The 19,803-nt window shown below is 46.7% G+C and carries 19 protein-coding genes; 8 read left to right on the top strand and 11 right to left on the bottom strand.

The window, feature by feature from the left end:
* The first annotated feature begins 118 nt into the window (after positions 1-118).
* The 7 genes from deoC (at position 119) to GKG43_RS00405 (ending at position 7,984) form a co-directional block, all read left to right on the top strand.
* Positions 119-838, top strand: coding sequence for a deoxyribose-phosphate aldolase (gene deoC, locus GKG43_RS00435; RefSeq protein WP_173020058.1), 720 nt, complete (start codon positions 119-121; stop codon positions 836-838).
* A gap of 57 nt (positions 839-895) precedes the next feature.
* Positions 896-1,333 carry an RbsD/FucU family protein gene (locus tag GKG43_RS00430; RefSeq protein WP_055151033.1) on the top strand — a complete coding sequence of 146 codons (438 nt, stop codon included), beginning with the start codon at positions 896-898 and terminating at the stop codon, positions 1,331-1,333.
* Positions 1,334-1,350: 17 nt separating this feature from the next.
* A complete protein-coding gene (locus GKG43_RS00425) occupies positions 1,351-2,805 on the top strand; it encodes an FGGY family carbohydrate kinase (RefSeq protein ID WP_129878296.1) in 1,455 nt (484 codons plus the stop codon).
* A 248-nt stretch (positions 2,806-3,053) separates the two neighbouring features.
* Positions 3,054-4,214 (top strand): iron-containing alcohol dehydrogenase, encoded by a 1,161-nt coding sequence (locus GKG43_RS00420; RefSeq protein WP_055151027.1) that lies wholly within the window; start codon positions 3,054-3,056, stop codon positions 4,212-4,214.
* Positions 4,215-4,235: 21 nt separating this feature from the next.
* The gene (locus tag GKG43_RS00415; RefSeq protein ID WP_129878295.1) at positions 4,236-5,369 is read left to right on the top strand and encodes a substrate-binding domain-containing protein; all 1,134 of its coding nucleotides are present in this window, start codon (positions 4,236-4,238) and stop codon (positions 5,367-5,369) included.
* 96 nt (positions 5,370-5,465) lie between these two features.
* The gene (locus tag GKG43_RS00410) at positions 5,466-6,965 is read left to right on the top strand and encodes a sugar ABC transporter ATP-binding protein (RefSeq protein ID WP_055151020.1); all 1,500 of its coding nucleotides are present in this window, start codon (positions 5,466-5,468) and stop codon (positions 6,963-6,965) included.
* Between the two features lie 41 nt (positions 6,966-7,006).
* Positions 7,007-7,984, top strand: a complete 978-nt coding sequence (locus tag GKG43_RS00405; protein WP_243125792.1) for an ABC transporter permease — start codon at positions 7,007-7,009, stop codon at positions 7,982-7,984.
* Between the two features lie 100 nt (positions 7,985-8,084).
* On the opposite strand, the gene GKG43_RS00400 is transcribed toward GKG43_RS00405, so the two are convergent.
* On the bottom strand, positions 8,085-9,068 hold the full coding sequence (locus GKG43_RS00400) for a helix-turn-helix domain-containing protein (protein ID WP_055151014.1): 984 nt from the start codon (positions 9,066-9,068) through the stop codon (positions 8,085-8,087).
* A 349-nt stretch (positions 9,069-9,417) separates the two neighbouring features.
* Between GKG43_RS00400 and GKG43_RS00395 the strand changes: the two genes are divergently transcribed.
* On the top strand, positions 9,418-12,171 hold the full coding sequence (locus tag GKG43_RS00395; protein ID WP_083487006.1) for a cation-translocating P-type ATPase: 2,754 nt from the start codon (positions 9,418-9,420) through the stop codon (positions 12,169-12,171).
* 161 nt (positions 12,172-12,332) lie between these two features.
* On the opposite strand, the gene GKG43_RS00390 is transcribed toward GKG43_RS00395, so the two are convergent.
* The 10 genes from GKG43_RS00390 to GKG43_RS00345 form a co-directional block, all read right to left on the bottom strand.
* A complete protein-coding gene (locus tag GKG43_RS00390; RefSeq protein ID WP_050639302.1) occupies positions 12,333-13,394 on the bottom strand; it encodes a PilT/PilU family type 4a pilus ATPase in 1,062 nt (353 codons plus the stop codon).
* A 60-nt stretch (positions 13,395-13,454) separates the two neighbouring features.
* Complete coding sequence (locus tag GKG43_RS00385) at positions 13,455-13,961, bottom strand: hypothetical protein (protein WP_055151008.1); 507 nt, start codon at positions 13,959-13,961, stop codon at positions 13,455-13,457.
* Positions 13,958-14,413, bottom strand: coding sequence for a hypothetical protein (locus tag GKG43_RS23175; RefSeq protein ID WP_050639304.1), 456 nt, complete (start codon positions 14,411-14,413; stop codon positions 13,958-13,960). Before GKG43_RS23175 ends, GKG43_RS00385 begins: the two co-directional genes overlap by 4 nt.
* Positions 14,414-14,434: 21 nt before the next feature.
* Positions 14,435-14,926 carry a DUF4860 domain-containing protein gene (locus tag GKG43_RS00375; protein WP_055151005.1) on the bottom strand — a complete coding sequence of 164 codons (492 nt, stop codon included), beginning with the start codon at positions 14,924-14,926 and terminating at the stop codon, positions 14,435-14,437.
* A 2-nt stretch (positions 14,927-14,928) separates the two neighbouring features.
* The gene (locus GKG43_RS00370; RefSeq protein ID WP_050639306.1) at positions 14,929-15,258 is read right to left on the bottom strand and encodes a hypothetical protein; all 330 of its coding nucleotides are present in this window, start codon (positions 15,256-15,258) and stop codon (positions 14,929-14,931) included.
* A gap of 12 nt (positions 15,259-15,270) precedes the next feature.
* A complete protein-coding gene (locus GKG43_RS00365; RefSeq protein ID WP_050639307.1) occupies positions 15,271-16,323 on the bottom strand; it encodes a type II secretion system F family protein in 1,053 nt (350 codons plus the stop codon).
* A gap of 129 nt (positions 16,324-16,452) precedes the next feature.
* The gene (locus GKG43_RS00360) at positions 16,453-17,388 is read right to left on the bottom strand and encodes a transglutaminase-like domain-containing protein (protein WP_050639308.1); all 936 of its coding nucleotides are present in this window, start codon (positions 17,386-17,388) and stop codon (positions 16,453-16,455) included.
* A gap of 30 nt (positions 17,389-17,418) precedes the next feature.
* A complete protein-coding gene (locus tag GKG43_RS00355) occupies positions 17,419-18,144 on the bottom strand; it encodes a hypothetical protein (protein WP_129878294.1) in 726 nt (241 codons plus the stop codon).
* A gap of 16 nt (positions 18,145-18,160) precedes the next feature.
* Positions 18,161-18,730 carry an RNA polymerase sigma factor gene (locus GKG43_RS00350; protein ID WP_050639310.1) on the bottom strand — a complete coding sequence of 190 codons (570 nt, stop codon included), beginning with the start codon at positions 18,728-18,730 and terminating at the stop codon, positions 18,161-18,163.
* A gap of 42 nt (positions 18,731-18,772) precedes the next feature.
* On the bottom strand, positions 18,773-19,459 hold the full coding sequence (locus GKG43_RS00345) for a diguanylate cyclase (RefSeq protein ID WP_050639311.1): 687 nt from the start codon (positions 19,457-19,459) through the stop codon (positions 18,773-18,775).
* Positions 19,460-19,803 lie beyond the last annotated feature (344 nt).

Genomic DNA, 19,803 nt, shown 5'->3' with positions numbered 1-19,803 from the left:
TGCTTACATTTTGCCATACGGAATCTGTGCTTTTTGCGTTACGCGGCGAATTTTCCTTTGTTAGAATACAATTGTTACAAGCTCAGTTAACAATGATTCATTATAGGAGGAAATGACAATGGTAGATCTTTCAAAAATTGCAAACAAAGAGGAATTCGCTAAATTATTTGACTATAACATTCTAGGGCGTAAGGAAGCCACAACTGCAGAACTTTACTCTGCCCTGGAAACAATGAAAAAGTATAAGTTTGCCTGCTTTATGACTGGAGCTGCAATGGTTCCTATCGTAGCAGAAGAGCTAAAGGACTTAGACTGTGAAATTGGGACTGTTATAGATTTTCCTTTTGGATATTCGGATACAAAAACTAAAATTCAAGCTACCCAAAATGCGGTAAAATTGGGTGCAACCTCTGTTGACATGGTGTTCAATATAGGAGTGCTCAGGGAACATAGATATGATTACTGCCTGAATGAATTAAAAGAACACGTGAAGGCAGCAGAGGGCGCGGTTACCAAGCCGATACTGGAAGTTGCGTTTTTAACCGATGACGAAATCAAGGCTGGGTGCGACATTATTGTTGAAGCAGGGGCAACCTTTGCAAAAACTTCTACCGGACAGTCTAAAGGTCCTTCCCTGGAACAGATTCTGGTAATCAAAAAGGCTGTGGAGGGAACGAATGTAAAAGTAAAGGCAGGGGTTGTTTTTCCGAAACCTCAGAATTCAGTTGCTTTCTTTAAGGCAGGGTGTGATCGGATCGGATGCTTTGAGGCCCCAATGGTGGTGGATTTGTTTGATACCATGCGTGAGATTGATATTATCCCGCCTTATGCAGGTTGAATAAAGAGCTGAGCAAGGAGTGTTTAGAAACGGAGTTTCGGAAAGGAAGTGCAGGTTATGTTAAAAAAAATATCACCATTATTATCCCCGGAAATATTAAAACTGCTGGCAGAGATGGGGCACCAGGACAGACTGGTGCTTGGTGACGCCAATTTCCCGGCGGAGCGTTATGCAAAACAGGGTGTCATTGTACTTAGGGCGGATGGAATCCGGGCGCCGGAGCTGTTGGAGGCGGTTCTGGAATTATATCCGTTGGATGAATATGTCCGGACTCCGGTTAACCTGATGGCGGTTCCGGCGGATCAGAATGTGGAGACGCCCATCTGGGATACTTACAAAGATATCGTAGGGAAATACGACAGCCGCGGAACAGATGCTGTCGGGGTACTGAAGAGGGACACTTTTTATGAAGCATGCGCAGACGCATATGCTATAATACAGACAGGAGAAACTGCGGTGTATGCGAATATCATGCTGGATAAAGGCATCGTATAGTGAAAGGCGGAGTAAGGATGAAAAAATCTGCAATAATGGGAGTCGATTTTGGACTTTCAAAAATCAATTCTACACTTACCTGTATAGAGAACGGAAAGCTTCTGCTGGATTCTGAGTTCAGATACAAGTGGGATGTTCAGGCAAATAACTGGATGGAGACGAACCCGGAGCAGTTGTGGGAGGTGTCCCAGAGGGCGGCGGAGGAAGTGATCGCCAGATGTGATTTTCAAGAGGTGGAGATCTGTGCCATTGTATTGTCGTGCTTTGGGGAAACGATCGTGCCTGTTGACAGGGATGGGAATTATTTATATCCGATCATTGGATCCAATGATATCAGAGCCAATAGGGAAAGTATGCAGATTAAAGAAGGCGTCCCGGATTACAGTCAGATCGCAGGAGGAAACATAGCGCCCTCTGCCGCGGCCTCAAAGATACTGTGGCTTCGGAACAACCGGCCGGAGATCTTCGGAAAGACGGCAAGTTTTTATTCGCTCCAGGAATATATTCTAAGGAAAATGGGTGCTCACCCAATGAACGATTACACCCTCGCCTCCAGAAAAATGCTGTATGACTTGAGGCGGTATGAATGGTCAACAGAGATCACCCGGTTCCTGGAAATAGCGCCGGAACAGCTGGGTGTGGCGGGTCCTTCAGCAGAAACAATAGAGGAGCTGGATCATTATGGGCGGGTAAAACTTCCGCATAAGGTGCCGGTTGTGATTGGGGCGCATGACGCCTGCAGCTCCGCTCTGGGCCTGGGGATCCATCCGAAGAACGATGGGACTCTGAATGGAAATAATTCGGGGACATGGAATTTAATGAACCTATATTATAACCACTTTGTGGATGTATCGGAAAATGCGTCGAAACTGACGCCGGGGTGCGGTCCCGTCCGGGGCAGCTATTATTACCAGGCTGCGGGTGCAGTTGGGCCGGTGCTTGATTGGTTTATCAGGACATTTTCCAGGGAGGGCTTAAATGAGCTCAGTAAAAAAGCCGTGTATGACGGTTCCTGTCATGTGCGCCTGCAACAGGATCCGATGGAAGGGAGCGGAGTCTTCTCAGGTTTGTCACTGACGGACGAACTTTCCGATGTCTTTACGGGCCTGATTGAAAGCGTTACCTTTCCGATGAAGGATATGCTGATACAGTTTGAAAACCTCACAGGAAGACGATTTGAGGCCATGCGCATCAGCGCAGGCGGGGCCAAAGCGGACAACTGGGTGCAGCTGAAAGCGAACGTCATGAATATTGCTATGGAGCGGGTCTCCAACCTGCAGGCATCCGCCCTGGGAGCTGCTATTAATGCAGCAGTCGGGATTGGGGCTTATGCGGATTATGATGAGGCAATCAAAAAGATGGTACAGGTCGAAAAAGTATTTGAGCCGGATTCGGAGATGGTGAAGAGATATCAGGAACGGAATGAAGAATTCCGCGAGCTGGGGGTGAAGGGGCCCTGCTTTTTCCTTTAGCCCGGGTGGTGCTGCCTGGGGCTGTAATAATAAGCAAGGATTAGTTGTTTTTTATATATGAAAGATATAGAGACGGGGGGCAGATCAAGAGGTCTGCCCCCGTTGTTGTCCCTCCTTACCGATATGATCCAATAATTTAACAGATGACATCTTAGAATTTCGCCTTATTCATATAAAACTGCACTGATATAATTAGGCTATCACTAACAGACCTATAGTTATTCAGCAAAGAAAAGGAGGAAAACATTATGCAAAAGGTAAAGTATTTCATGACAAGTCCGGTTTTGGCAGGCCAGGGAGCGGCGAAGGATGTTGGAGCAGAAGCCGGGAAACTGGGGATGAGAAAGGCCATGATTGTGACAGACAAGGGTGTTGCAAAAGCCGGGATTGCAGAGCTGATTGCAGGGTATCTGAAGGCAGCGGGGATTGAGACAGTCATCTTCGATGAAGTACAGCCGGATCCACTGGATACAACTTGTGTGGCGGGGGCCGAATTTGCGGTGGCAAATGAAGTGGACGGTATCATCGGGCTGGGCGGTGGAAGTGTGATGGATGCCAGCAAGGCGATGAATATTCTGACCCATAATCCCCTGCCTCTGTCACAGTACTATGAGTCCTGGGATTACAATAAGGCGTTTCCGCTTATCCTTATTCCAACTACAGCAGGAACCGGTGCGGAGAATACTTTATATGGTGTAATCAGCTGTACGGAGACGGGACGAAAGAGAGTTGTCTGTGAGGTGGGCAGCCTGACAATCCTGGATCCCGAGCTGGCGTACGGGCTGCCGGCTGATATCACGGCTTACACAGGGATCGATGCATTTTCGCATATTGTAGAAGGCATGACCTGCAATGTATTAAATCCGCTGACTGACGCTCTTGGCATTGACGCAATCAAACGGATTTACAAATGGCTCCCTATTGCGGTAAAAGAGCCTGACAATCTGGAAGCGCGGGAAAACATGGCGATTGCCAGTAACTTTGCGGGAACGGCGAACACGAACACATGCAGCCATCTGGGACATGCGATGGCACAGTGTATCGGGGCAAGATTTCACGTGACGCATGGAATAGCCTGTGCCTGGTCTGTTCCGGAGGTCATGGCATATGCTGCGAAGGGCCGCATGGACCAGCTGCAGAAAATTGCCGATGCATTGGGATTCACGTTCGATGAAAACGATACGGTTGAGGAAAAAGGGCAGAAAATAGCTGACTTTATCCGGAGTTTCTATAACAGTCTGGGAGATGTAAAGATTAAGAAGATTTCAGATTATGGAATTACCAGAGAAGAGTTCCAGAGCATTGTGGATGATGTGAGAAAGGACAACTGCTATGCATTTCTGCCGATGGAACTTACAAGGGATGAAGTTTATGAATTCCTTGGCAGGGTATACGATACGAATAGCTGATGGCGGAAGGAGAAAGCCGATATGAAAAAGAAGATAATGAGTTTATTTTTATGTGTAACGTTGGTGTTCGGACTTGCGGCATGCGGGAGTGCATCTGACAGGGAACAAAACAGCGTCGATGCCGGAAAGGAAAAAAGCAGCAGCACTGAATCCGGTTCCAATAAAAATCTGCAGACTGATGTAACAACGACAAATTTGGCTCTCGACCGCAGTGACGAGCCGATTGCATCCTATGAGCCTGAGAAAGACAGCTATTACATTTATTGTACCTATAAGCTGGTTCATGCATGGTATGACACCATTAAGATCGGGGTGGATAAAGCGGTGGAAGAATACGCCGAACAGGGGATTGAGATCAAGCTGGATTGGAATGCGCCGACAGAACCGTCCGGAGAAGACCAGGTGAACCGGATTGAGGCAGGAATCGCTAAAAATCCGGATGTGATTGCAGTCGATCTTTCCGATCCGGAACTTGCGGTGTCTGCAATTAATGAATCTGAGGATGCTGGAATACCGGTTCTTCTGTACGCATCGGCGGATGAGGCACCGGAAGCCGGCTGTAAAAGGACGGCGTTTATAGGAACGAATGATAATGTGGGGGATGCTGAGGCACTTACAGCAGAGATATGTAAGGCAATTGACGACGAAGGCCAGATTGCTATCCTGAGCGGAACAATCGGAGCTGCAAACCATGAACTCCGCCTGGATGGTTTTGACAGCGAACTGGCAAAACACCCTAACATAGAAGTCGTCGATTCCCAGAGAGATGAAGACTTTGTAGAGAAAGCCACACAGATTACGGAAACCTTTATCCAGAAATATCCGGATCTGAAGGCGATTCTGTGCAACAACATGTCTAATCCGGTCGGAGCAGCAGTAGCAGTCAAGGATGCAGGAAAGACAGGGGAAATTCTGATAGGGGCATATGATCATGACAGGCGTACGCTGGAAGCGCTGAAAGAGGGCGTCATTTACTGCTCTGTTATTCAAAACTGTATAGATATGGGGTACTGGATGGTCAAAACCGCTGTTATGATGGCGGATGGATTGGAACCGGGCGCGGATACATATCCGGAGGTCTATGACACGGGCTCAACGATTATCTTCCAGGATGATGCGGATGAATGGATTCAGAAATTATATGGAGAATCATAGAACGTTTTACGACTAACGTACGTAACAGCTGAATCGGAATGTCAGAAACGGCATTCCGATTTGATTGCTATAAAGAAAGGCAGGTGGGGATGTTTCATGGAAGCGGCGTATATTGTTGATATGCAGGGGATCGTAAAGAACTTTCCGGGGACAAGGGCACTGGACGGGGTGGATCTTCGGATAAAAAAGGGGGAAATACATGCGCTACTGGGAGAAAACGGCGCCGGGAAAAGTACGCTGATGAATATTCTGCTGGGAGTCTATGCTATGGATGAAGGCAGAATATTGTATGAAGGCAAAGAGCTGCAGATTAAATCGCCGGCAGAGGCGCTGAAGCTGGGAATTGCTATGATTCCACAGGAACTGAATTTAGTGCCGGAGGCGTCGGTTGCGGAAAATATTTTCCTTGGAAATGAACAGCGATCGGCCGGAGGGATGATCCGCTGGAGTGAGGTACAGAAAAAGGCAACAGAGGTGCTTGAAGGGCTTGGAGTCTCTATGGATGTCGGGATGCAGGTGAAAAAACTCAGCGCATCCTATCAGCAGCTCGTTCTGATTGCCAGATCTTTGGCCTATAATCCTAAGGTACTGATTCTGGACGAACCGACTGCTGCGCTGACACAGGAGGAAGCGAAGCTGCTGTTTGCGGCGATGGGAAGACTGAAAGAAAAAGGCACGGCGATGATTTTCATTACCCATCATCTGAATGAGGTGATGGCAGAGGCTGACAGAATGACAATTCTGCGGGACGGACAGCTGGTTCATGTATGTGAAAAGACAGAGATTACAAAGGACCAGATTATTTCTTTCATGGCAAACCGGCAGGTAACACGCAGGAAAAAGGTTAAGCGGCAGGTATTCGATGAGGTTTTCTTCGAGGTGAAACATATGAGCAGAAAGCCGGAGTATGAAGATGTGTCATTCCAGGTGCGTAAAGGAGAGATATTGTGCTTTGCAGGGCTCATCGGAGCCGGACGGACGGAGCTCTTCCAGTCCGTTTACGGACTGACGAAGCCGGATCCCCAAGCAGAGATTTATTTTGAAGGTAAAAGGGTAAACATAGACGGCCCAAGGGACGCAATACGGCTTGGAATAGGCTATGTACCCGAGGAACGCAGGCTGATGGGAATATTTCCGATCCTGGACATTTCTGAAAATATGATGCTTCCGGCCTACAGGCAGTATGTCAGATCCGGATTGATCCAATATAAGAAAGTACATCAGACAGCAGATGAGTATGTAGACAGGATAAGGGTTAAGACACCATCTCTGGGTACCTTAATTCGGAACTTAAGCGGCGGGAACCAACAGAAGGTGATCGTGGCAAGATGGCTTGCGAAAGGAATCAGGATGATGATTTTTGATGAGCCTACAAGGGGAATTGATGTAAACGCCAAGGACGAAATCCACGATCTGATAACGGAACTGGCGGATCAGGGAGTGACGGTCGTAGTGATCTCCTCCGAGATGGAAGAGGTCATGGCACTGGCAGACCGTATCATTGTCATGCATGCAGGAAAAGTGCAGGGAGAGATTGAGCAGGTAGAGTTGGTACGGGAAGACGACATTTTAAAAGTGGCTTTCCAGGATTCATAACCGGTCTATATTATACAGGAAGGTAAAGGAGATATCTATGGATGGGAAAAAATAAATACAACTGCACGGAAGCTGCCGGCCTCTCTGAAATCAACGGCTGCAGCAGTATTTATCATCACCGTGCTGATTACAATTATTGTACATATTTTGACTGGAAACTTTTACACAGTGTACAACATGGGAACATTTTTAAGATCGACATCTATCAGCATACTTGTCGGGTTCGCACAGACTATTATCCTATTGACGGGGGGGGGATTGACCTTTCGGTCGCAAGTGTGGGCGGATTGTCCAGTATGGTGACGGCAATGCTGCTGACCAGAACCGGTATACCAGCCATTTTGGCAATGCTGATTGCCTGCCTGATTGGTTTTATATGCGGGCTGATCAATGGCTTTTTTGTGGCTTACTGCCGAATTACGCCCTTCATCGTTACACTTGCTACAGGGGAGATATTCAAGGGAATTGTTTACATCATTACACTGGGCTCACCTATTATCGGTATCCGGGAATCAGCATCTGTCATCGGAAGCGGCATGCTTTTCGGCGGAATTCCGTATGTATTGGTTTATATGCTGATTGCCTGGCTTTTGCTGACTACAGTGCTTAAATATACGGTATTCGGCAGACATATATTTGCAGTTGGCGGGAACCGCAGTGCTGCGGCCATTGTGGGGGTAAAAGTAAAAAAAGTGGAGCTTCTGACCTATGCGCTCAGCGGTCTGCTCGCCGCATTTGCCGGGGTTCTTATGACGCTTCGCCTGGCTTCCTTTCAAGTCAGCATTGGTTCCGAGTGGGTCATGCCTTCCGTGACCGCAGCTGTATTGGGCGGCACTTCTATGACCGGAGGAAAGGGCGGCATGACGGGGACGATCGTGGGCGGCCTTTTGATGGGCGTTATCTCAGTATCCATTACACTGCTCAGTGTATCCTCGTATCTGGAGACGGTCGTGACGGGAATGGTGGTATTGATTGCAGTATTCATTGATGCAATGACACAGCGGAAAAATAGAAATTAAACCTTCCGGTGATAATGTATGCGGCCAAAAACGGCATTAAGGCAGCGGGTAAAATGGGCAGGTTATATAAAATTAAGAAACCTGCCCGCTTAACTATTTATTATCCGTTTCCAGGTTTTGACTGTATCCGGTATTGATGTGGAGAAATATGATATTCTTTTTTGAAGGTTTTATAAAAGTTACTGCTATGAGGATAGCCGACTAACACAGCAATTTCTTCAATCGGAAGCAGGGAATATTGCAGGAGTGTACAGGCGCGTTTCAGACGGAATTCACGGATTAACTCGGAGAAAGTTTTGCCGGTTTCCTTCTGAAGAATCGTCGATAAATAATTAGGATGATAGTTGAATTTCTCTGCTACATCTTTTAAGGTGGCGGTAGCACAGTTCCGGCTCAAATACTTCAGAATGTTGTCAATTAGTATTTCGGACTGGCTGCTGGGATTCTTGAAATTGTCTGCGCAGTAGCAGCGGGAAAACAGAGAAAAAAGCATGGAGAGGGCGCTGTCCAGCAGAGTATCATATCCGGGAAGCATATTTACATATTCCAGAATCAGAATCTCAAAAACCGAGTGCATGGAGGCATTGAGTACATCATCACCCGATAGAATCAGGTATTTATGGGTATCTGCAGGAGATCCGCTTAATGGTGACAGAAAGAAATGCAGTAAAGCCTCGTGTTTGGGCATCAGCGGAAGAAGAGAATGGAAGATCAGTTCCTTCCGGATGCGGACGGACAGGATGCTGTCCCCGGCCGTTGCATGAGGAAGCAGGGAATGTGCCACATAGGGCTGAAAAAGCAGGACTTCTCCCTGATGGAGAATCATATTTTCTGATTCTATACATTGGGTGTAGTCACCGCGGTAGGAGTAGTTGATTAGAAAATAATCATGGCGGTGGTAAGGCTCACCCTTATGAAGTTCCCCATGGGCACTTAAAATGATGTCACCACGTTTATGCGGAAGTACAGGAACCGGCATTTTAAAAATCTGTTCATTAATGTTCTTCACATTCTTTTGGGTAAATTGAAGCTTGGGGTACTGCGTGATTAGAATATCAATCGCTTTATCAATTTGATTCGCCATGTTGAATCCTCCCTTAAAGTAATTTACTCCTAAAAAGTTTTTTCAATCTTACTGACTATTGTTTTATTAGCTCCAATAGAATAGGTGGTAGATTGCGGGTGCTTTCGAATACTTTCTTTTGCTTGTATTATAGCTGGTTTTTTATGCAAATACAATATATCTTCCCAATAATGCTAATCACGTTTTTTACTAAATAAAAGGAAATTATATATTAAGCACTATCCGCCAGCGAGGAAAATCCAGTCTAAAAATTCCTAATAACCATATTTTAGAAAAAGGACTAATCCTCTTCTTTCAAGCATAATATACAGTACTAATGTATTGTACAAGCGTGAAAGGAGAGGGTATTTTGTTTGAGGAAAAGTCACTACATGAGATATCAGAATTGCTGCATACGGACAGGGGAAAGGGCCTGTCGGAGGCGGAGGCAGCGAGGCGGCTTGGGGAAGACGGGCCAAATGTTTTAAAAGAAGGAAGAAAAAAAACGGCCGTGGAGTCTTTTCTGGAGCAGTTGAATGACCCGCTTATCTGTGTGCTCCTTGTGGCTGCTCTTGTTTCCTTTCTGCTGAAGGAAGTAAGCGATGCAATTATTATCGCTATTGTGATTGTAGTAAATGCAACGGTAGGCGTGATTCAGGAAGGGAAGGCCCAGAAAGCCCTGGAATCGCTTAAAAAGCTGACAAGCCCCAAGGCGGTGGTAAGAAGAGACGGTATAATACGTGAAATTCCGGCTTCCGAACTGGTAAAAGGGGATCTTGTTCTTTTGGAAGCAGGCGTCCAGGTGGCCGCGGACCTGCGGCTTGTTAGGACCTGGAATCTGAAGGTGGAAGAGTCGGCATTGACAGGAGAATCGCTGCCCGTGAATAAAGATTCGGCTTTTCAGGCGGACAAACCGCTGCCTGTAGGGGACAGGAAAAATGAGGCGTTTATGTCCACCCTGGTGACCAGCGGTAGAGGGGAAGGCGTTGTAATTGGAGCAGGCATGGATACGGAGATTGGGAAAATCGCGGCAATCATCAGCGATGTACCGAAAGAATTCACGCCGCTTCAGAAGAAACTGGCCGGACTGGGAAAGATGCTCAGTATCGTATCGGTTCTTCTGTGTGCCGCCCTGTTTGCTATTGCGGTCTTCCAGAAACGCAACATACTGGAAATGCTGATTACGGCTATTTCATTGGCTGTAGCTGCTGTACCGGAGGGCCTGCCGGCTATTGTAACCATCGTTTTGGCGCTGAGTGTTTCGAAGATGGTCCGGGTGAACACAATTGTAAGAAAACTCCCCTCCGTTGAGACTCTTGGTGCTGTTAATGTAGTCTGCTCGGATAAAACCGGTACACTGACTCAAAATAAAATGACAGTTACGAGATATTTTGTAAACCAAAACGTTTACAAAAGCAGCCAACCGGCGCCCAATATGCCGGAGGAGTTCGTGGAAGGAATGACGCTCTGCAATGACGCGGTTATAACGGAACGGGAAGAACTGGGAGATCCAACCGAGCTTGCCCTGCTTCGTTTCGCTCAGGGATACCGTTCCAGAGGCGACGCGCAGTCTTCGGGACGTTCCCAGAAAGAAGCGCTGGAGGGAAGAATGCCGCGGGTAAACGAGAAGGCTTTCGATTCCCAGCGCAAGATGATGACCACGGTACATCAAAGCACACAGGGGCTTAAGGCCTACACAAAAGGCGCCCCCGAGGTTATATTGGGAAGGTGCAGTAAGATCCTGATCAATGGAAAAGTACAGTCCCTGACAGATGCCCACCGAAGACAGATACGGCAAGCTGTAGACGACTTCTCAGCCCAGGCGCTGCGTGTGTTGGCAGTTGCAGTAAGGAAGGGCGAAAAGGAAGTAAAAGAACAGGATATGACCTTTGTCGGACTTGCCGGGATGATCGATCCCGTTAGGCCGGAGGCAAAGGCCGCGGTGGAGCGGTTTAAAAATGCATCTGTGCGTACCGTTATGATCACCGGTGATCACATTGATACCGCATTTGCAATTGCAAGAGAGCTTGGGATCGCAAAGAAGCTGGATGAATGTATGACAGGAGAGGAGCTGGAAAAGACATCCGATGTCCAGCTGAAGGAGAAATTAAAAAGAACCAGCGTATTTGCAAGAGTTTCACCGGAGCATAAGGTTCGGATTGTGAAGGCGCTGAAGGAAACCGGAAACATTGCAGCCATGACCGGAGACGGCGTGAATGACGCTCCTTCACTCCGCATGGCGGATATCGGGATCGCAATGGGGGTTACCGGGACGGACGTAGCCAAAAATGCGGCAGATATGATTCTGACAGATGATAATTTCGCTACAATTGAAAAAGCCATAGAAGAAGGCCGCAGTATCTATGAAAACATCAAGAAAACGGTACTGTTTTTATTGTCTTCAAACTTTGGAGAAATCATCACGATGTTCACTGCCGTCATCCTCGGGCTTGCATCCCCCCTCAAAGCCAGCCATATCCTATGGGTCAATCTGATCACAGACTCCCTGCCGGCGCTGGCGCTGGGGGTCGATAAAAACGATAAGGAAGCCCTGATGAAGATGCCTCCCAGAAAGGCAAATGAAGGCTTATTTTCAAATGGGGGAACCGCCTGTACCATTTTCTACGGCTGCCTGATTGCGGCCATAAGCCTGACCGCATTCCTGAAAGTTCCCTGGGATATACTTGCCTCCCAGCAAAAAGCATTTACCCTGGCCAACATCTCGGTTATATTTGCCGACGCGGATCTGCTGGCCAGAGCACAAACCTATGCCTTTACCGTACTGGGAATGTCTGAACTGTTCCATGCACTGGGAATGAAAGACATACATACTTCCGTTTTTTCCAGAAAACGGGACTTTAATGTGGTGATGCTTGCTTCCTTTGGAGCGGGGTTCGTCCTGCAGGCCGCAGTAACCGAGATCCCCTATCTTACAGCTATGTTCGGGACAGCGGCTCTGTCTCTCGGAGAATGGGTATCCCTGATTATCCTGTCTGCATTCCCGATATTGGCGCATGAGATATTCGTGCTGCTGGGAGTGACACACTTTGGGTCGGCCAGTGTCAAACAAAAACTGGCTTCAGAAAACAAAAAAATTAGCCCGCAGGCGGATGGGGCTAAATAAGAACGGATATATCCGTAAAATACAAATAAGACGCGCTTTTCGCAGGAAAGCGTGTCTTATTTGTCTATATTACAATATTTCGCAAAGGGGTCAGACCCCTTTTATACATTCTTCCGCAGCTGGCTGAGGATCCGCGCGCAGGTCATGAGTTACGGGGTGGCCTATGGGGTTAATTTTTTCCCCAGCATCTCCGGATTCGAAGCATAAGTCAGTGCAGTATCCCGGGATATTAATCCATCTTTATAAAGCTTCAGCAGACTTGTATCCATTGAAACCATATCTTCCTTAACAGAACTATAAATAATTCCATCGATCTGATGCACCTTATTATCCCGGATCATGTTCCGGATCGCCGGTGTAACGGTCATTATCTCGAATGCCGGCACTACTTTTCCATCCACCGTAGGAACCAGCTGCTGAGACACGACGGCATTGAGCACCATGGAAAGCTGCACAGCGATCTGCCTCTGTTGATTCGACGGAAATACATCGATAATACGGTCGATGGTATTCGCGGCGCCGATGGTGTGCAGAGTAGAGAAGAGCAGATGCCCTGTCTCTGCGGCGGTCATGGCAACGTTGATCGTCTCGTAGTCGCGCATTTCCCCAAGCAGGATCACATCGGGGCTTTGGCGGAGCGCAGCGCGCAGGGCGGTGACGTAATTGTCTGTATCCACGTTAATTTCGCGCTGGCTGACAATGCTGCGGTTGTGGCGGTGCAGGAATTCCAGCGGATCCTCCAGGGTGATGATGTGCTCATCCCTTGTCTTGTTGATCTGATCAATGATGCAGGCGAGCGTGGTAGACTTGCCGCTCCCGGCGGGGCCGGTGACAAGAACCATGCCTTTGCCGCTGCTGCCGAGCTGGATGATATAATCCGGAAGCCCAAGCTCTTTAGGATCCGGCAGGGTGAATGTGATGACGCGGATGACCGCGGAGAGCGCACCTCTCTGTTTATAAGCGCTGACACGGAAGCGGGAAACGCCCTGGATGGCAAAGGAAAAGTCATCATCCCCGTGCTTGTGGAGTTGGCTGATATCCCGGTTGTCTGCCAGGCGGTATATCTCCACCAGCAAACTTTCCGTATCCGGGGGGAGCAGCCTGTCTTCATATATACGATTGATGACACCGTTCTTCCGGCAGGAGACGGGCAGCCCGGCTACGATAAAAATATCAGATGCACCATTGGCCACAGCCTGTTCCAGTATTGTTTTTGCGTCCATAGATCTATTCTCCTTTAATTCGTAACAGTTCAGGCGGAGCCGACGGTTACTTCAATTCCACTATTTAATGAGTTTTAACGTATTATCACCATTCCATTCCGCCTGGGAAACGACTTTCCACTGTGTAACCCGGTAGAAGCCGTCTTCTTCGTCGGCAGGCAGCAGTTCCAGAACCACAGATAAAAATTGTTTGTCATTAACAGGCACCTGGTAAGACACGGAAGGTTTTTTAGCAGAAATGTTCACCTCCAGCACAACATCATCGGTATCCACAACCGGCGTCAGTGCAGAGAGCTTTTTTTCTACTGTTGAATAATAAGTTCCGGGGGCATCTTTGTAAGCCTCCGCAAGAACGGTATCAATCTGATCCAGTATGGTTTCGGCCTGGCTCGAAGCCCTGTAATAGTCGGTTTTGCGTTCCGCCAGCCTGCTGCTGAAGCCGTAGTCGCTGCGGGCGCTGGAAAGAGACAGTGTCGCAAATGTTACCAGGCACAGTACCAGAAAAATAACCAGCAGCAAGGAGGAACCGATATTTACAACGGGGGAATGTTTTTTATTTCCATTCATGATTTATCCCTCCTTTGCAGATGATGGGAGTTATCCAGTGAATAGATGACCTTCCCGTCGGTTTGTCTCTTCATGTTTATTTCGGCGTGAAGCATAAAATCTTCCTGGGAAAGGGCTATATCCAGAGTGTAGGCAGCATCATTCTGTCCGGTACGGGAAAAGCTCTTATCATAAAAAATTGTCACCTTCTCCATACCGATGACTTCTGAATCCGGATATTCCGAACAAATCAAATCGATTGCTGACTGCTGATCCGAAGAGGCATTCATAAGTTCCGCAATGCTGGATACTTCATTGGCGGAAACCTGGAGTTCACGCGATTCCTGGCTCAGCAGATGTGATTTTACAAAAAATTGTACGCAAACGGCACTTGCAATTGAGAAAAACAAGATTGCAAGAATCAGTTCCAAGAGGAACAGACTGGAAGATTTGGCCCGGTTTCTGCGTGTCATAGTGCTCTCCTTTACTGTATATTACTGTGCTTCGGTGCTTCTTGCCGTTACGACAGAGGTGGCATTCTGCCCCGCATCATCTGTACAGGTGAAGCGGAAGGTATGATCACTTACGGCCTCCATCTCAAAGGACTTTACCTGCAGGATCTGCCTGCCCCGGGAGGCATCAGCCTGTACGCCTTCTTTTACAAACAGCTCTTTTAACTCATGTTCATCGGTGTAAATATAAGTAAAATAGGATGCCCCGTCGTATTCCTGCTCCAGGATAAGCGCATCCAGCCCGTCAAATGTCCCCAGTGAAACACTCCCGTTCTCATCACTCTGATGGATCTTTTCGCTGATATAGGACAGTGATGTGCCGGCCGTATAATTCAGAGACGAATGTTCGGTGGCAGAGCGGTATATATTGGTGGCAAGAAGGATGACTGTCAGTGCGGACACTGCAAACACAAAGAACAGCGCCACTGGAAATAAAAAATCAATCATGTGGTTCTTCCGGGTTCGAAAACGCATAGTCAGTCTCCTTTCTCAATGATTGTCACATCGGGCAGGATGTTGGCGCCGACGATTTTATAATCAACAAAAAATCTATCTTCATCATAAGTAATACCATAATGTTCCTTCAGATATTCCAGGCTTTCCGGATAACTGCCCTCCACGGCATAGCAGTAAGTGATACTGCGGTTCAGCGCGTTTTCCAGGCTTTCTTTCTGGCGGCGCACAGAACCGGAGGACAGCGATTCAATGCCCTGATAGAAAAGAAGCACAATCAGCAGAAAAACACAGACTGAAATGATAAACTTCCGATATGTATGCTGTTTTTTCTGATATTCAAAACGTGCCATAAGAACCTCCGTTTAAATACTGGACATGATTCCCATTAGAGGAAGCATGACAGAAAGTAAAATTACGCCGACGATCAGAGAGAGCGCGATGACAAGTGTAGGCTCCAGTACGGCCAGGCTGTTATTCATACGGGTATCAATATCATCCTGATAAAGCCCTGCAATATTGTCCATTACCTGGTCCATAGAACCGGTTTTAGCGCCGATAGAAGCCATTCTGGCATACATTCCGGTTAAAATGCCTGTGCCGTGCAGAGCTTCGGCCAGATCCTGCCCCTCATCGATGAGGCTTTGGCAGGCATCAATTTTTTTCTGAAAATGCACGTCGTCATTCAAGGCGCTGACCAGTTCCATGCTGCGCTCCGGATTCAGTCCGCTGCTAAGCGTGAGTGCCATACCGCTGGCAAACCTGCAGGCAGCAATCTCTTCATAAATAACACGGGTAAACCTAAATTTATAACCAATATTACGGGACATCTGTTTTCCGCCGGCCGTTCTGGTACCGAATAGAATCAGGGCCGCAATGACGACCAGAATGACAACAAATACGATAGAATAACGGTTGATAGCATTGCCAATCCCCATGAGCGTCCGGGAAAATCCGGTCATCTCGGTGCCCAGCTGGATAAATACCTGATTGAAGATGGGCATAACCTTCACAAGAAGTACAATAATGACCACCACCATCATACCGGCCATGATAAGCGGATAGGTTACCGCATTTTTAATACTTTTGGCAATGGAGTCCTCCCGGTCGTAATGCTCGCTCAGTGCAGACATGACCTCGTCAAGGGTGCCTGTCTCCTCGCCGATCTGTATCATATGCAGCATATAAGACGGGAAAAGCCCCGTATTCTCAAGCGCCTGATACATACTTCCGGTTTCCTGCATGTGATCCAGAATCGCCTGCAGGATATCTTTTTCATCTGCAGAGGCAGCGTCCTCCAGCATGATTGTAATACCTTCCAGAGAGGAGATGCCCGACTTTAATATCAGGGCAATCTGCCCGCAGAAGGAAGAAACCTCCATATTTGTAAATGGTTTTCCCTGTACTTGCTTCTCCATAGTGTGCCCTCCGTTATTTTCTGAATAGGAATAAACATGATTATTAGCATAAAAGTAACTGTTCAGTACAGGACTGTGCATTTACTGCACAGTCCGTACAAAAACCATGAACAGCCACGAATAAAATTACTAATAAGAATACTTTACTGTGTAATGGCTTCCGTCACCGATGTACTTGCCGACTGCCTTCCTGCTGTTATTTGCGGCAAGAGTCGGATCCATAAGGGACCAGCTTTTGCCGTCAAACTGAATGATCTTATCAACCCAGCCTTTTTCCTTCAGGTAAACGCTTACCCATGCGTGGTATGCTTCCCCCGAATATCCGACTTCCAGCCTGGTCGGAACCGACTGGGAGCGGAGCATGGCGGCCATCAGCGAGGCATAATCGAAACATATGCCCGTCTTATCTTTTAAGGTCTGATCCAGGTTGGGCAGGTAGTCGGTCGGAATGTTTTCCGCTTTCTTATCATCATATACAATATTCTCAATGACGTAATGATACACATTCTGAACATAACTGAGATCATCGGAGGACTTATCAGAAATCTCCCGTCCCAGCTTAACGGCCTGGGAATCCTCTGTAAACCATACGTATTGGTTGGGATAGAGGAAAGGCTTAAACTCATCACTGATATTGACCTCTATATCCTGGGAAAATGCGAGAGCATAGAGGTCGTCCCGGACATTTTCCAGGATATCCAGGTGATAGGAGCCGTTTCCCCCTGTAAGAGGAAATGTTTCATAGGAACCTCCGCCCAGTGTGTAAGTGTAAACAGTTCCGTCAGGTATCGTGATCTGCAGTTTGACCTTAGAGGCGCTGCCGCCGTATTGTACCATAACGTAGCCTTCGCCTGTATTGGATGCATCAATAGAAATAATTTCATTTCCATAAACGACTGAACCCGATGCCTGCGGATTAAGAATCTGGAGCGCGCTCTGCCTTTTTTTACCAGTCGAAGCGGAGGCGCTTGAAATGTCGCCGTTTCCCTTCGAACAGCCGGAAAAAGAGGAGACCGCAATCATAATGAACAGAACTGCACTTAATAACCGTGAACTCTTTCTCATTACATCAGGCCTCCTCTCAGGGTTTCTGTATTATTCCCTGATTGTCAGAATCAGGTGAAGCGTATTGCCGGCCTTGTCCGGCACATAAATATTAAGTGATTTTTCGGGATAATCAAATATAATGTAGTTCCTCTCCTCATCAAAGGAGACGGGTTCTACCTCTTTTCCGTCTATATCCAAAGCAGATATATTATCATAGTCAACGCCGGAGTCGGGATCGGAGAGATACAGATAGATCTGGTCTCCCACCTGCTTGTCAGAAAGAACCATCGGCGAGGTGGTATCCACACCGTTCACCTCACAGGTAATGGAAGCGAACTGGCGGTTTTTTAGGGTAACGGTAACAGTCATGGTTCCATTCAGTGTGGGTTCAATGGAATAGGTCTTGTCGGCCACTTCATATACCGGAACATTGCTGCCGCCTATATTGGCGGTGATCCTGCTGACCGGTATAAATGTATCGACTACCAGTTCGTATGCGGGTTTGCCGTTAATCCCCTGATCCTTGAGGTTCAGGTCTATATCCGGTGCGATAAACATAAGAGGCGTCAGGCAGAAAAACAGCAGGATAATTACGAGGAGGACTTTCTGCAGAAGAAAGCGCTCCCTGCGGTAATTGCTGTACGATGTCAGCACGGAAAGAGGAACAGTATTGGGTTCTACCTCGCATGCGTCAAATATATTTTCAAGCATCTGGCTGGCTAAGGATTCATCCAGCACAGGGCCTTTTGGCTTTTTAAACTTGTCAGTTAACACGGTAAAACTCACCTCCTTAGCGTTCCAGTGTCTGTGCCAGCTTTGTACGTCCGCTGTTAAGATACCTCTTTACAGTACTTCTGCTGACTTCCATCACATCGGCGATGTCTTCCAGCTTCATATTCTGATAATATTTCATGATAATAGCCTGTGATTCGGTAAACGACAGATCCAGAATCTTTTTCATGATATACTCTTGTTCATCTACCCTGATGACCTGTTCTTCCGGATTCGGATGATGCTTCATATGGCGCTTATTTCCCTTCATGTCTTCCTTGGCATAGACGGACAGTTCCTGGTCAAAACGGTTCTGCTTGCGGTGCATATTAAAGCAGACACGAAAATTAATCTGATTGAGCCAGGAAATAAAAAGCTTGGAATCCCGAAGCGTATAGAGATTCTTCAGTGCAAGGATATAAGTCTCCTGGAGGGCGTCCTGCGCAAGATATTCATCCTTCAGATAATTATATGCGAACCTGTATTCTTTTTGATAGGTGGCAGCATATAATTCGGCAAAGGCATCGCTGTCACCGGTACGGGCGCGGCTGACCAGGGTCGATATATAATCATAATCTAATTCTGCCATCTATTCACCTACTTCCTATTTTTAGTCACAAAACATTAAAATTTAAGCGTTGTATATCCGCTTATTTGCAAGTGCGATCAGATCTGTAATCGTATTGGCTCCGCTTCCTTCATTGAAAGCGCGGCCGTATTTGTATGTAATAGGATGTGTTCCCGATCCCGAATTGTGTGAATCGACCTTTGTATAAACACGCTCCAGGAAATTATCAAGTTTCTCATTGCTTCCATTCTCAAACAAAGCCATAAATTTATTTCCTCCATTACGGCCAATAAAACAAAGGTCAACAGAAGCCATCTTGAGGATATTAGAGAAATCTTTTATCAGAGCATTTCCTTCAGCGTGTCCATACAGGCGGTTAATATCACCCACATTTGTAAGGTCGAACATGATGCAGCCAATATCTGAAGGCAGCGGCTGGTCAAGATATTTCTCAATCAACGCGTCACAGCTGAAACGGTTTGGTATACCGGAAAGAGGGTCTGAATGTACGGCAAAGTCCAGATCCCGGTAATCCCTCTTAAAGGATGAGAAAAAGTTAAAGTCAAGAAACAGAAATAAGAAAGACAAACCGAGTACAGCCCATAACAGGCCGCAGATAAGCCGGATGGACGGGTTAGTGGCTATATATTGATATACCTCAGGATCCATCATAATCTTGTATATGCAGAACCCTGTCAAAAAGACATAGATGATCAGTTGTATTGTTTTGAAAATATCTAGTTTTTTCATAAAATAAAGCCTCCTTATTCCTTTGGATAAAATCCCGGAACCTCCCGTTACTAATACTGAAAATATTCAGTAAACATTATAAGTATATCATATTATAAGAAATATACCTATATTTTTTCAAGTTATAATTTGTGTACATCATAGTTATGCTATAAAATTGCACAAGTATTTAATATGAAGTTAATGCAGATAATATGAAGTTAAGAAAAAAATAAAAAAAGACTAATAAAAATGACCCTTTTCCCCTTATCAGGCCCTCTTTATATATGTAACGTCTAAATCTGCAAGTCCTTAATGTTGAATGGTTCTAGGACAATTCAAGGGATTGGATTTTGGCATATAGA

The sequence above is a fragment of the Eubacterium sp. BIOML-A2 genome, assembly GCF_009680135.1.
In the GTDB taxonomy this organism is placed as follows: Bacteria; Bacillota; Clostridia; order Lachnospirales; family Lachnospiraceae; genus Faecalicatena; species Faecalicatena contortus_B.
Note: the sequence above shows the minus strand (reverse complement) of the source record. Positions and strands in the feature narration are given on the sequence as shown.